General features: G+C 58.1%; 11 protein-coding genes. 9 read left to right on the top strand and 2 right to left on the bottom strand.

Annotated features, from left to right (window positions below; genetic code table 11):
* Positions 1-19 precede the first annotated feature (19 nt).
* From ACI1V7_RS15270 to ACI1V7_RS15230, 9 genes are all read left to right on the top strand, one after another.
* Positions 20-2,251, top strand: coding sequence for a YgiQ family radical SAM protein (locus ACI1V7_RS15270; RefSeq protein WP_404533417.1), 2,232 nt, complete (start codon positions 20-22; stop codon positions 2,249-2,251).
* Positions 2,252-2,483: 232 nt separating this feature from the next.
* Positions 2,484-2,975: a hypothetical protein gene (locus ACI1V7_RS15265; protein ID WP_404532642.1), complete on the top strand. Its 492-nt coding sequence runs from the start codon at positions 2,484-2,486 to the stop codon at positions 2,973-2,975.
* 210 nt (positions 2,976-3,185) lie between these two features.
* Entirely contained in the window at positions 3,186-6,176 is a 2,991-nt protein-coding gene (locus ACI1V7_RS15260; protein WP_404532641.1) for a type VI secretion system Vgr family protein, read from the top strand.
* Positions 6,136-6,684 carry a carbapenem self-resistance protein CarG family protein gene (locus ACI1V7_RS15255; RefSeq protein ID WP_404532640.1) on the top strand — a complete coding sequence of 183 codons (549 nt, stop codon included), beginning with the start codon at positions 6,136-6,138 and terminating at the stop codon, positions 6,682-6,684. Before ACI1V7_RS15260 ends, ACI1V7_RS15255 begins: the two co-directional genes overlap by 41 nt.
* The gene (locus ACI1V7_RS15250; protein ID WP_404532639.1) at positions 6,684-8,816 is read left to right on the top strand and encodes a hypothetical protein; all 2,133 of its coding nucleotides are present in this window, start codon (positions 6,684-6,686) and stop codon (positions 8,814-8,816) included. Before ACI1V7_RS15255 ends, ACI1V7_RS15250 begins: the two co-directional genes overlap by 1 nt.
* Positions 8,806-9,741 carry a hypothetical protein gene (locus ACI1V7_RS15245; RefSeq protein WP_404532638.1) on the top strand — a complete coding sequence of 312 codons (936 nt, stop codon included), beginning with the start codon at positions 8,806-8,808 and terminating at the stop codon, positions 9,739-9,741. The genes ACI1V7_RS15250 and ACI1V7_RS15245 overlap by 11 nt, the downstream gene beginning before the upstream one ends.
* A gap of 42 nt (positions 9,742-9,783) precedes the next feature.
* Positions 9,784-10,260, top strand: coding sequence for a DUF6630 family protein (locus ACI1V7_RS15240; protein WP_404532637.1), 477 nt, complete (start codon positions 9,784-9,786; stop codon positions 10,258-10,260).
* Entirely contained in the window at positions 10,257-10,922 is a 666-nt protein-coding gene (locus ACI1V7_RS15235) for a hypothetical protein (protein WP_404532636.1), read from the top strand. The genes ACI1V7_RS15240 and ACI1V7_RS15235 overlap by 4 nt, the downstream gene beginning before the upstream one ends.
* 28 nt (positions 10,923-10,950) lie before the next feature.
* On the top strand, positions 10,951-11,511 hold the full coding sequence (locus tag ACI1V7_RS15230; RefSeq protein ID WP_404532635.1) for a hypothetical protein: 561 nt from the start codon (positions 10,951-10,953) through the stop codon (positions 11,509-11,511).
* A 5-nt stretch (positions 11,512-11,516) separates the two neighbouring features.
* Here ACI1V7_RS15230 and ACI1V7_RS15225 read toward each other — a convergent pair whose 3' ends face one another.
* Positions 11,517-12,659, bottom strand: coding sequence for an AI-2E family transporter (locus tag ACI1V7_RS15225; RefSeq protein ID WP_404532634.1), 1,143 nt, complete (start codon positions 12,657-12,659; stop codon positions 11,517-11,519).
* Positions 12,656-13,138, bottom strand: a complete 483-nt coding sequence (locus ACI1V7_RS15220) for a cyclic nucleotide-binding domain-containing protein (RefSeq protein ID WP_404532633.1) — start codon at positions 13,136-13,138, stop codon at positions 12,656-12,658. The genes ACI1V7_RS15225 and ACI1V7_RS15220 overlap by 4 nt, the downstream gene beginning before the upstream one ends.
* Between the last annotated feature and the right edge of the window lie 29 nt (positions 13,139-13,167).

Below are 13,167 nucleotides of genomic sequence, written 5' to 3'. Positions count from 1 at the left end.
CGCCGCCCCGTTCCTGCCCATGTCCCGCGCCGAGATGGACAAGCTGGGCTGGGATTCGTGCGACATCATCCTGATCACGGGCGACGCCTACATCGACCACCCCAGCTTCGGCATGGCGCTGGTCGGCCGCCTGCTGGAAGCGCAGGGTTATCGCGTGGGCATCATCAGCCAGCCGGACTGGACGTCGGTGGAACCGTTCCGCGCACTGGGCAAGCCCAATCTGTACTGGGGCATCACGGCCGGCAATATGGATTCGATGGTCAACCGCTACACGGCCGACCGCAAGATCCGCTCGGACGACGCGTACACGCCGAACGGTGAGCCGAACAAACGTCCGGACCGCGCCGTGACCGTGTACTGCCAGCGCGCGCGCGAGGCGTTCCCGGGCGTGCCCGTCATCGCCGGCAGCATCGAGGCGTCGCTGCGCCGCATCGCCCACTACGACTACTGGTCGGACAAGGTGCGCCGCTCCGTGTTGTTCGAATCGAAGGCCGACCTCGTCATCTTCGGCAATGCCGAGCGCGCGCTGGTCGACGTCACGAAACGTATCGCGGCCGGGGAAAACATCAAGAACATCCGCGACCTGCGCGGCACCGCCTTCCTGGTGCCGCACGGCTGGCTGCCGGACGCCGAGTGGAGCGTCCACAACTCCACCCGCGTGGACGTGCCGGGCCGCATCGACAAGCAGCCGAACCCCTACGCGATGGCGCTGGAAGACCCGAACCAGTGCGCGCTCGACAACGCCGCGCCGGAACCGGTGGCCAAGCCGATCGTCATCATGACGCGCGAACAGCGGCAGGCCGCCGCCCGCGAAAAGGCGGCGAAGACCGTGGTGCGCCTGCCGTCGTTCGAGACCGTGAGCGAGGATCCGGTGATGTATGCGCACGCTTCGCGCGTATTCCACCTGGAGTCGAACCCGGGCAATGCGCGCGCCCTCGTGCAGCAGCACGGCGACCGCGACGTCTGGCTGAACCCGCCGCCGCTGCCGCTGGCGATGGACGAGATGGACGGCGTCTACGACCTCAACTACGCACGCGCGCCGCACCCGAGCTACGGCAAGGCCCACATCCCGGCCTGGGAAATGATCCGGTATTCGGTGAACATCATGCGCGGCTGCTTCGGCGGCTGCACGTTCTGCTCGATTACCGAGCACGAAGGCCGCATCATCCAGAGCCGTTCGGAACCGTCGATCCTGCGCGAGATCGAGCTGATCCGCGACACGACGAAGAACTTCGCCGGCACCATCACCGACCTGGGCGGCCCGACGGCGAACATGTACCGCCTGGCCTGCAAAGAGAAGAAGATCGAGGAAACCTGCCGCCGCCTGTCGTGCGTCTACCCGACCATCTGCAGCAACCTGGGCACCGACCACAGCAAGCTGATCTCGCTGTACCGCAAGGCGCGCGCCATCCCCGGCATCAAGAAGATCCTGATCGGCTCGGGCCTGCGCTACGACCTGGCCGTGCGCTCGCCGGAATACGTGAAGGAACTCGTCACCCACCACGTGGGCGGCCTGCTGAAGATCGCGCCGGAGCACACGGAAGAGGGCACGCTCTCGAAGATGATGAAGCCGGGCATCGGCGCCTACGACGAATTCAAGGCGCTGTTCGACAAGTACTCGAAGGAAGCGGGCAAGAAGCAGTACCTGATCCCCTACTTCATCGCCGCCCACCCGGGCTCGACCGACGAGGACATGCTGAACCTGGCGCTGTGGCTGAAGAAGAACAACTTCCACCTCGACCAGGTGCAGACCTTCACGCCGACGCCGATGGCGATGGCGACGACCATGTACCACTCGGGCAAGAACCCGCTGCACAAGGTCGACGAGAACTCGGAAATCGTCAACACCGCCAAGAGCGGCAAGACGCGCAAGCTGCACAAAGCCTTCCTGCGCTACTACGATCCGGAAAACTGGCCGGTGCTGCGCGAAGGCCTGCGCCGCATGGGCCGCGCCGACCTGATCGGCAATAGCGACCGCCACCTGGTGCCGGCAACGGGCGGCGGCGACGAAGCCGCGTCGGCGCCGCGCCAGGACCGCCAGGGCCCGCCGCCGGGCGGCCTGCCGAAGGGCCGCGTGATCGAAGTGGCGCCCAAGCGCGGCGCACGCGGCGCCGAGCGGGGCGTCCCCGTGCGCGGCGAGCGCCGCAACGAGCGCGTGCCGGCCACCACGCCGTTCATCGCGCCGCCGTCCAAGGTGAAGGCGTCGATCCTGTCGACCATCAAGACGAAGCCGAAGGCGGGACGCAAATAGGCGTGCAGGCGAGTGCCTGCTTGCTTGGATAAAAACCGGAGCTTGGTCTCCGGTTTTTTTATGGGCATCTGTACACCCAATCCTGTGGCCAAGAAGCTTAATTGTGCGAAAGAAATTTTTTGCCAGTGCTAGACTGAACTTGGCCGCCTTTGGAGCCGACGAAAGCGAACTTTCATGGTTCGTCCTCACCTACGACCGGACTTAAGACGTCGCACTATTTTCGGAGAACGCGATGTACGTGGAACTGATTAATTTGTTGAGTTGCAGCGAGCTGGAAGCGCATGAGTGCAAGGAGATGGCAGAACGTGTCCTGAACGCGCCTGACGATCCGGAATATGAATGGGTGATCGAGGTTCCCGATTCGGTTCCGATGGCGTGCGAACTCGTGCAACAGCTTTGGGACTTCGCAGCTGTGAGTGACAAGATCGATGAGGTCCACGAACAAATACAGGAAATGTTCGATGACGAGTTTCCGGATATTCCAGACAGGTTCTCCATCCCCGGAGGATGGAATATCGATGCCGTGGCCTACCTCAAATGGCTGGACGCCGAATTGGCGAAACGGGGGCTCGACCAAGGCGGCTATGAAGCCATCATGCTGGATACGCATGCTGACGACAGGATGACCATGTTTATCGTGTATCGGAAAGATGGCGATCGCATTCTGCAGCTGGCATCAGAGCTTGATTTGACGATGTACCGCCCGCAGGAGAAATTCCAGTAATAAGAAGTGGCGCGCCCGTTCCGACCGGTTGGATGACCATGTCTATCGATGCTTTGCTTGCTGCTTTATCGGCTATCCGAATTCGCTTCGGCGCATCGTGGAATATCTGAAACGCATACTAGCAATTGTGCGAAGACAATCTTTTTACGGTGTTAGACTGGAAACTTTGTAAAACGACGCTTTCCCTTCCGACACTCGGGAGTCGCACACATGACGGGTTCGTTGCAAACACTGGCTTCCGCCATCGCCGCCGGCCTGGCCGGCGGGTTCGTTCAACATCGCCGCGTGCTGCGCCTGTCGACGCCGCTCGGGTCGGACACGTTGCTGGCCGAAAGCCTGCGTGGCGAAGAGGAAATCGACAAGGGTTTCCGCCTGCAGGTGTCCGCGCTCTCTCTGGACGCATCCATTCCCCTGAAATCGCTACTCGGCCAGCCGGTGCTGCTGGAACTGCAGACGGCCGGCTTCGGCGCGCCGCGACCCTTCCACGGTCACGTAACGGCGGCCGAGCTGGCGGGTGCCGACGGCGGCTTCGCCCGCTACCAGCTCACCATCGAACCGTGGACGGCCTTCCTCGGCCTGGGCCGCGATAGCCGGGTGTTCCAGGACAAGACGGTATTCGACATCCTCGACGCCGTGTTCAAGGCCTACGACGGCAAGGGCAAGCTGGCGCCGGCATGGCGCTTCGACATCGCCGACCGCAGCATCTATCCCCAGCGTAGCCTCGTCACGCAATACCAGGAAAGCAACCTCGCCTTCGCCGAGCGCCTGATGAGCGAAGAGGGACTGTTTTATTTCTTCGAGCACGAAGGCAATGCCGACAGCGAAGGACTGGGCACGCACACGCTCGTGATCGCGGACCACAATGGCGCCTTCGCCCCGAACCCCCAGGCCGAGGTGCGCTTCACGCAGCCCGGCGCCGTGATGCGGGAAGACAGCATCGACCGCTGGCGCAGCGAACTGCACATGCAGACCAATGCTATCGAACTGGCGAGCTGGGACTACCGCACGCGTTCGACGCGCCCTGTCGCCAGCGCAGGGGGCGGCGCCGACACATTGGCGAGCCGCGACATGCCCGGCGCCTACGCCTACGCCACGCGCGAACAGGGCCAGCGCATCGCCGACAACCAGCTGCAGGCGCTGGAGGCGCGGCGTGAAATCTTCACCGGGGCGGGCACGGTACGTAGCTTCATGCCCGCCACCACGTTCACGCTGCACGAGCACAGCCAGTACGACGGCGGCGACGATGCCGGCTTCGTCATCCTGCGCACCGTCCACCTGGCGCACAACAACCTCGGCGCCGACGTCGATGGGGCGCTGTCCAGACTGCTGGGGGACAGCGCGATAAAACAGGCGAACGAGGCCGATCTCGCCTCGAGCCTGCACGCGGTCGGCAGCGGCGCCGGCGAGCGACCCGTCTACCGCAACCGCATCGACGCCATCCGTGCGGCTGTCCCGTACCGGCCGAGCCGCGTGGATGGCCACGGCCAGTTACTGCATCCCCGTCCGCTGGTGCGCGGCCAGCAGACGGCCGTCGTAGTCGGTCCTGCCGATGCCGTCATCCACACCGACCGAGACCACCGCATCAAGGTGCAGTTCCACTGGCAGCGCGGCGAAGCGAGCCACAGCCGCCTGGCGCATCCGTCGCCGGACGGCCACAGCGGCGCCCCGGCCGATGATCGCTCCGGCACCTGGGTGCGCGTCGCCACGCCGCTGGCGCCGACGGCGGGCGCCAACTGGGGCAGCAATGCGCTGCCGCGCGTGGGCCAGGAAGTGCTGGTCGATTTCCTGGACGGGAACATCGACCGCCCCGTGGTGATCGGCGCCGTCTACAACGGCGCCGGCCAGCCGGACGCCCAGCACAACCGCGTGGCGCAAGGCGCCGCTGCGGCGACGGGCAATGCGCCGATGTGGTTCCCCGGCGAAGCGGGCGCGCATGCGCATCCGGCGGCCCTGTCCGGCATCAAGAGCCAGGCGATGGGCGCGAGCCAGTCCGGCACCGGCGCCTACAGCCAGCTGGTGTTCGATGACACGCCGAAGGAATCCCGCATCGCCCTGCAACGCCACGCCGAAGCGCACCAGGGCACGGCCGAACTGAACTTGGGTCACCTGCGCCACCAGACCGATAACCAGCGCCTGGCCACGGCCGGCTTCGGCGCCGAACTGAAGACGGAACACGGCGCGGCCCTGCGCGCGGGTGGCGGCATGCTGCTGAGTACGGATCCCGCGTCCGACGGCCAACCACACCTTGACTCCAGCCAGGCCGCCAGCCAGATCGAGGCGGCCATGCAGCTGCAAACCGACCTGGCGACGGCGGCGCAGCAGCACAACGCCCGCCTGGACAAGGAGCCGGCGCCCGACAAGCTGCCGGCGATCGCCGCCGTCCAGCGCAGCGCCGAGGTGGTGCAGGCATGCGACGAGGGCAGCGCCGGCAGGTCAATGGGGGGCGGCGGCAATGTCGTCGGCTATGCCGAACCCCAGCTGCAGGTATCGGCGCCGGCCGGCATCGTCGCGACGACGCCCGCCAGTGCCGTCTTCAGCGCAGGATCATCGACGTCGCTGACGGCCGGTCAGGACTTGAACTTTGCCTCCCAGGGCAACTGGCACCACGCCGTCAAGGACGGCATCAGCCTGTTCACCTATGGCAAAGCGGCCAATGGCGAGAAACCGATCCAGGACACCGGCATCCGCCTGCATGCGGCGAGCGGCAAGGTGAGTACGCAGAGCCAGTCAGGGCCGACTCGCATGACCGCGGACAAGCTGGTGACGGTGGCGAGCATCAATGCGAGCGTCAATGTGGCGGCCAAGGAGCATGTGCTGCTGACGGCGCAGGGGGCGTACATCAAGCTGCATGGCGGGAATATCGAGGTGCATGGGCCGGGGAGGATGGAGTTCAAGGCGAGTGTGAAGGAGCTTACAGGGCCGGCGAGAAATGACTTGAACCTGCCGGTTTTGCCCCGTGAAAATTACAAGTATGCTCAAAAGTTCCAGTTGAGAGACTCATTGGGCATGCCGCTCGTTGATCAGGAATATACGATTTACGTCTCTGACGAGCAGGAAATTCGAGGAAAGACAGATAAGCAGGGAATGACCGCTTTAGTGGATACCGAAGATTCGGAGCGGACATATATCATATTCGATCGTGATCTACAGTGGGTATGCGATGAACAGGACGACGAAGACGAAGATCTTTTTGGGTGCTAGTGTTCTAATTGGAATTCTTGTGCATGGCAGTTTGAAAGCGCAAGTTATCCTTCCTTCGGGTGACATCACCAAAATAAAGTCGAACGGTATTGATGTAATGATGCTTTCAACTGTCATCGATTTGAATAATTCCCATCCGATTGGGACGATTAGCTTCTTCAAGCATAATTCTTCTGGCGCTGCGGAGCATCTTGCCTTTGAAGTCGACGACGACTATCGTCCATTTCTTCCATTGCTTTCCGGTGCAGACTGCGCAACCTCAGGCGTCAAAGTGTTCCATTATGGAAGCGTGCTGCGAGTTGCATACGCGACCAGAAAAGGAAGCTGGAGTGATAAGAAAGGCGTGACGGTCCAGGTATTTGAGCTTACCGGCAATCCTGAGCAAGCTCCAGGAACACCCTCCTTGTATTTCAAGGAGAAGAAGGTTTTTGTCACTAGGAAATCCTATTGCGATGTCAACCGCGCTCTTGCTGATGAGATCCCGGACCTGCTGAAGGTAAGTAAATAATGGCAGAGAAAAAGTACGTCTCCGCACGCGATGGAGAGAATAATAGTGTGATTTATGTTGATGCCGATGGTAGCGAATTCTTGCATTCTGGAGGAACGCGCGCTTGGAGAAATAATAATCCTGGAAATCTCATTGCTTCAGAAAAAAGTGGGCTTTCTATCGGAAAGGGAGGCAGATTCGCCGCCTTTGCAAACCATGAGGATGGAGTTAAGGCACTCAAGTATTCTTTAACACATTTCTATTCCAACCGAAAATTGGACGAAGTTTTTAAAAAATATGCGCCTGCTTCGGACAGAAATGATCCGGATCACTATCTAAAATTAGTCAAGGATTTTAGTGGATTGGACAGTTCGAGAACCATCGGATCGTTGAATGAGAATGAACTGACAAAATTTGCAGCTGCCATACAAAGGGTTGAAGGGTGGAAAGCTGGAAAGGTCGAGCTCATACCACATGCACGTCAGTTTGAAGTCAAAGGGATTGACGGTAGTCCGCTGTGCGGACTGTTCTATGAGCTTTCCTTCTTCGATTGCAAAGGTAAAGAAAAAAAGGTAAGCGGAAAAACGGACGATCGAGGAATGACCGCGATTGCAGAAACAGATACGGCATCGCCCGTTACATTGAAGCTTCCTCGACCGGATCCTGGTCAGTCATTAAAGTCGACTAACATCAAAGCAAGACCCGAGGCGGGAGGACAAAAGCAGGTAGTGGCTGCACAAGCGAAAGCAAAACCTTGGTACGATTCTGCCTTCAAACGTGCCGAGAAAAGCGAAGATCCAAAGAATGACGAGATATCGGAAGAAGCACTGAAGAAGCAGGCGAATAATGCAGAGTCCACTCTAGCAAAACCACCGACTGCGCCGATTGCCGTCGTCAGGCAGTCAGGTGCAGTCAAACCTTCGCTTACAAAAGAAAAGGGTAAGAATCATATTGAGCAGGTAGTCAAGGAGGCTGGAGTTTTCGTTACATGGGAATTTAACACTGAACAGGGGTCTGGAAAAGATCTGAATAAGCTGCCCTATTTTATAGCAGAAATGTCGGATGGTACTGGAAAACCGCTTGTTGAAGGGCAGCAGATACATCTTCTGACTAATAAAAAAATTCGACAAAAAGTACCATATGGCAAGGAAGTCGCTCTTTATCTGGGTAATGATGCAAAAAGTAAATACCGGCGCACTCCCCTCTATCGTGTAAAGGCAGAAGAGGGCTTGACCGACATTGTAATAAAGATCTCGGAAATCAAAGGCCGTATATATGATGCAGACGAGGAGATTCCATCTGGCGCCACCGTTACTGGCACCAAGAAAGTATTTACGGCTAGTATGTTTGGCACAACTTGGATGAAATTTAGCCATCGATTTAATGAGGCCGAGGCGCTGGCAGAATGTATTGATGAGAAAGAAGAATTAAAGCTGGCCTTGAAAGATATATTTAGAGGAGCACCTGTAGTAGCCGGGAATTCAATTTCACTGAATATCGTAAAGCCCAACAAGGAAGTGTTGAAGATCGTATGGCGGAGTACGGCTTTTGATAATTGCAGGGGTAATATACCAGCTGTCAATGGCATGGAGTTCGCAAAAAACGAATTAATTACTCGGGTTCATCCACAGACATACAAAGCCTTTTTAAAGGCGGCATTTGAACTGGATGCTGAAGAGATGGAGATCGCGTCGGGATGGCGACCTATGCTTGGCTCCGTGTTGCATCGTGTAGGCGTAGGATTGGATGTTTCGCAAATCAAGGTTAAAGGTGAAACCCGAGGGTTTAGGCGAAGCATGACACCTGCAGAACGAGAATACAAAGCGATGACAAATGAGAAAAAAGGTTTGCTCAAGAAGAAAAATCTTTCGGCAGATGAGATTTCTCGTTTGAATCAAATAAATGCCATTGATTCTCAAAAAAATAAAGTTGCGCGGGATTCGGTCCGACAGGCCGATGTTCCGGTCTTACGTAGTTTTGTTGCGCTCTTGCGAAATAATGGCGATGTAAAGCAAACCTTCGATCCCTGGGAAATGGATGTTAACACAGCAGATGATCACGCTGCCGAAACAAACAGGTTGGTTACGAGCAATGAAACTCTGCACGTAAATCACCTGCATATTACGGTAAAGGATGTAGATCTTGGCTACTAAATATAGTGCTCTTCTTATGGTGTTCTTGTCATTCTTTGGGGTGGTAAATGCAGGTGAGTCTATAGACGGGAAAAGTTACAGTAATTTCGGCATGGATTTGGTTGCGCCAGCTTTTCCAAAAAATGGTACGCTAGCAATTTTTGAAAATAAAGATGATGCAACCGCAAAAATGACTTTTAAAAATAAAAAAGTCGTCAGGTTGAGCGGTAATGTCGCGGCGTGTATAAAAAATAGTCCAGATTTGTGGGTAAGGTGTACAGTCAACAACATTACAGGCTGGGCAAAGCGGGATGATTTTCGTTCAGGCGCCGATGTCGAGCCCATGAAAAACTGGCCATTTCGATATTGGATCTATATCGCATCAAGCGGTGTCGGAAGCGAAGAAACTACACTCTTACGTAACGCAGCTACTAAAAATCCCTATTTGATAACCCCTAGCGAATACGACAATATATTTTTTGAGGTGATTTTTGATAAGGAAGGGCATGCAATAAGCCCTAAGACACATCAGCCAACAGGAGAGCGGGTCTTCGTCGTGGATGATGCTGTTTACTTGGCTTCTGAAGATCCCAAAAAACGTGCAGGTAGTACGTGGTTGTTCCTTGCCTATTACAACGCTGAAATGAATGCGCTCTGTCCAGGTAAAACTACGAAGAGTTGCATGAATTCGGTAAACAAAAATTCCTCATGGCAAGGAATTAAGGATTTTTATAAGGAGCCACCCTCTCAATTTCAACGAACAGATGATGATGAAGCATGGTTCGGGAATGGGGAAACTGCGTTTGCTCGCCATTCGGACTTGATTCAGGCATTTATGTACCGCGTACCAGATGACGTATATATGCGTGCAGATAAGAATGCGAGCAATGGCTTGCAACGTAAAAAAAACCGTGAAAAACTCTTTTGTATCGCAGACTGCAGCTAATACGGCGCTGGCGCTTCCAATAGGCAACTTCTAGGACCCGCAATGTATGCAGAACTGATCGACCTGTTGTCCTGCCATCTGCTTGACCCGCATGAGCGCGAGGAGATGGCGCGGCAAGTCGCCAATGCACCCCATGACACGGAATACAACTGGGCCGGCGACTTTCAGGAGATTGCAATCGCGGCAGCACTGGCGGATCAGCTTGCCGACTTCGTTGCGTGGGCCGATAACATCGAAAGCACGCACGAACAGATCCAAGACATGTTCGATCGCGACTTCCCTGACTTCCCAAAAGAGCTGACGGGAGAGGAGCACGGTGTTGCGCTGTATTTTGCTTGGCTGGACAAGGAACTGTCAAAGATGGCCGTCGAGGAGGGGGGCTATGACGTGGTCGAGCTCGACACTGGTGCCGACGACAACCTGCGATTGCTGGTTGTGTTTCGCAAGGACGTCGCGCGCATCCTGGAACTTGCTACCGCGCTCAACCTAGGGATTCACCGGCCAAAGGGTGATCAATGATCGTCCGACTTGCTGTGTTGGTGATAGCCACGGCACTCGCATTGCCATGCGCTGCCGCTTTAGACGTGCAATCCGCAAAGAACGATTTTATCGATAACCCGTTCATCGCCATCGGCGTGAACCCGACGACGCATGTGCTTACCGGTTATTTTTCGGTGCTCCGGACTGCGCCCGGGAGAACGGATGAGTGCAAATTCGTATTTCGCGGGGTGATCGCTCCGGATCGAACAGTACGGCTGTCGATCAAGGATGCAGTCTTGGGAAACCAGACTAATCTTCGACAACATTCGACTGAATTTGCCAAGTTGACGGCCACGGCCGACGCGGTCCATATCGACTTGCCGAAGTCGCTCGCACCCGGCGATTGCGACTGGCTCGTGGGGTGGGTTGGCGGGCCGGAAATCATGGAAAGAGAAGGCAGCTTCAGGTTGGCGGTGCATACGACATCAAGTCATGAATGGATTGGCGTGGCGGCAATCCGCGTCAAGCGCGCGTTCTTCCATACCGCTCCCGATGAGGGAGCCGTCCGCAAGGCGTTCGTCGTTGCAGGAAACGTCGTGTACGTGCTCGAAGAAAAACCTGGTTGGTACCGAGTGAAGTTCACGCACGCTGCAAAGGAAACCGTTGGATGGATCAGGGCGTCGGATACTTTCCAGCAGTGATGGCACCGCATAAAAGTATGAAGTAAGGATGCAAAAAATATTCAGCGCCCCATTTGGTGTCCCGGGTTTCGCCTTGCTTGCATCCGTATTCGTGCTGTCTACGGGGCACGCAGCTGGGCTCGAAGGAGATATAAAGAAGGTTGCGGCAAGTGATCGCGCACTGGTGAACATCGTCAGCGAACTTGCCACCTTCAAAACGTTCCGGAAGACTCAGGCCGAATTCCAGCAGGTGCTCCATGACGTTTGCCAGCGAACTAACGAGATCAAGGACGAGTCAGGGATCGTAAGTCGCTATGCATGTAGCCAGGCCAGCGGCATCGAGCGTGTCAGGATCGACACGCGTAGGGACAAGCTTGGAAGCTATGTGATGACCCTGTCGGTCTATTACAACTATGCGGCATACGCCCGTGTCAGGAGCGCTGTCGAAAGGCAGTTGGGAACGCGCTCGACGAAAACCGGTGACATGGTCTTGTGGCGAGATGCCTCCGATCCGCATCTCAACAAACTTGGTAATCCCGTGATCTACGTGGATCGAGATGCGGATACGAAAACAGCAAGTTTCGAATTGGGTCTGGAGCAGGGACCGTGAACGGTTCACACCCTCAAATCCCTGCTCGCCTGCTTTTCCCTCAACGCCTTCGCATACCGATGCCGCGCCCTCAACCGCGGACTGGTCATCAACACCCCCAGCGTCTCCCCCACCACCATCACCACGCCCAGCAGCGGCAGCACGAGCATCAGCCCCGCCACGCCGGACAGCATGCCGCCCACGAAGATCATCAGCACCGTCACCAGGGGGTGGATGTGCAGGCTGCGTCCCAGCGTCAGCGGCATGAACACGAAGTCGTCGAGCAGGCGCGCCATGATGAAGACGACGATGGCGCCGTAGGCGACCAGCGGGTTGGTCGGCGCGTCGGTGGCGGCGACGATCACCACCATCAGGCAGCCGGCGATGGAGCCGACGAAGGGCACCCAGGCCAGGATGGCCGAGATGAAGCCCAGCAGCAGGGGCGAGGAGACGCCGATGATCCACAGGCCGAAGGCGAGCACGATGGTGTCGAGGATGGTCAGCTTGAGCAGGCCGTCGAAGTAGCGGCGCGCGGTCTGGTCGACCTGGTGCAGCAGGAATAGCGTGCGCTCGAAATAGGCGTTGGGCACGGCGCGGGCGAGGAATTTTTTGAAGCGCAGGCTGTCGCGCAGGAAGAAGAAGGCGAGGAAGGGCGCCAACAGCAAAGAGGGCAGCCAGCCGGCCGCCGTCACCACGATGGTGGTCAGGTGGCGCTGGGCGAATTCGTCGGTGAAGGCCGTGAACTGGCGGTTGACGAGGGCTGTCAGGTGCATCTCGGCCAGCAGCGGCACCTTCGCTTCCAGCAGTGCCATCGTGGTGCGCACGAAGGCGACGCCGCCGTCCAGGTAGCGGGTGCCGATGGCATGCCAGCTGCCGCCTTCCGGCATCGACCCCCACGCCATTGCCGCGGCCAGCATCAGGCCCAGGAAGCCGAAGAAGGCCAGCGAGACGAGGATCGAGGCCACGTTGCGGGTAAAACCGGCGCGCAGCAGGCTGCGCATGGGGCCCAGCAGCATGTAATAGGTGACGGTGCCGAAGATGAAGGGCAGCACCAGCCACAGCATGTGCTCGAGCAGCACCAGCATCAGGCAGGTCACGCCGATGATGCAGCTCCAGACGACGGGGCCGGCGCGCTCGCCGCGCAGCATGGCGGCGCCGGGCCCGATCACAGCGCCTCCAGCTGGGCGCTGCCGTCGAGCTGGTAGCGCAGGCGCTGGCCGATGTGGCGCGCCAGCGCGAGCGAGATCTTGTAGCCGATGACGGCATCGGTTTCCATCAGCGCCAGGAAGTCGTCGCGGAAGAACACGGCCAGTTCGCAGCCGTCCAGCGCGCGGGCCTGGGCGCTGCGCGGCGAGTCGTCGAGCAGGGCGAGGTCGCCGAAGAAGCTGCCCGGCTCCAGCTCGTTGAGCAGCTGGCGGTTGCCGTGGATGGTGCGGCTGATGCGCACGCGTCCGCTCATCACGAGGTACAGCGCCTGTCCTTCTTCGCCCTCGTCGAAGATGATCTCGTCCGGCAGGTAGCGCCGTTCGTGCATGACGCCATCGACGAACTTGATCTCCAGCGGTTTGAGCGTGCGGAACAGGGGCGTATTCTGCAGCCGGCGCTGGCGCTGCGACAGCGATGGGGATTTCAGGAAACCAAAGATCACGGCGACTCCAGGGCCAAGCGAACGAAGAC

The organism is Massilia paldalensis, from assembly GCF_044901715.1.
Taxonomy (GTDB): domain Bacteria; phylum Pseudomonadota; class Gammaproteobacteria; order Burkholderiales; family Burkholderiaceae_D; genus Telluria; species Telluria paldalensis.
This window is presented reverse-complemented; position numbering and strand designations above follow the sequence as displayed.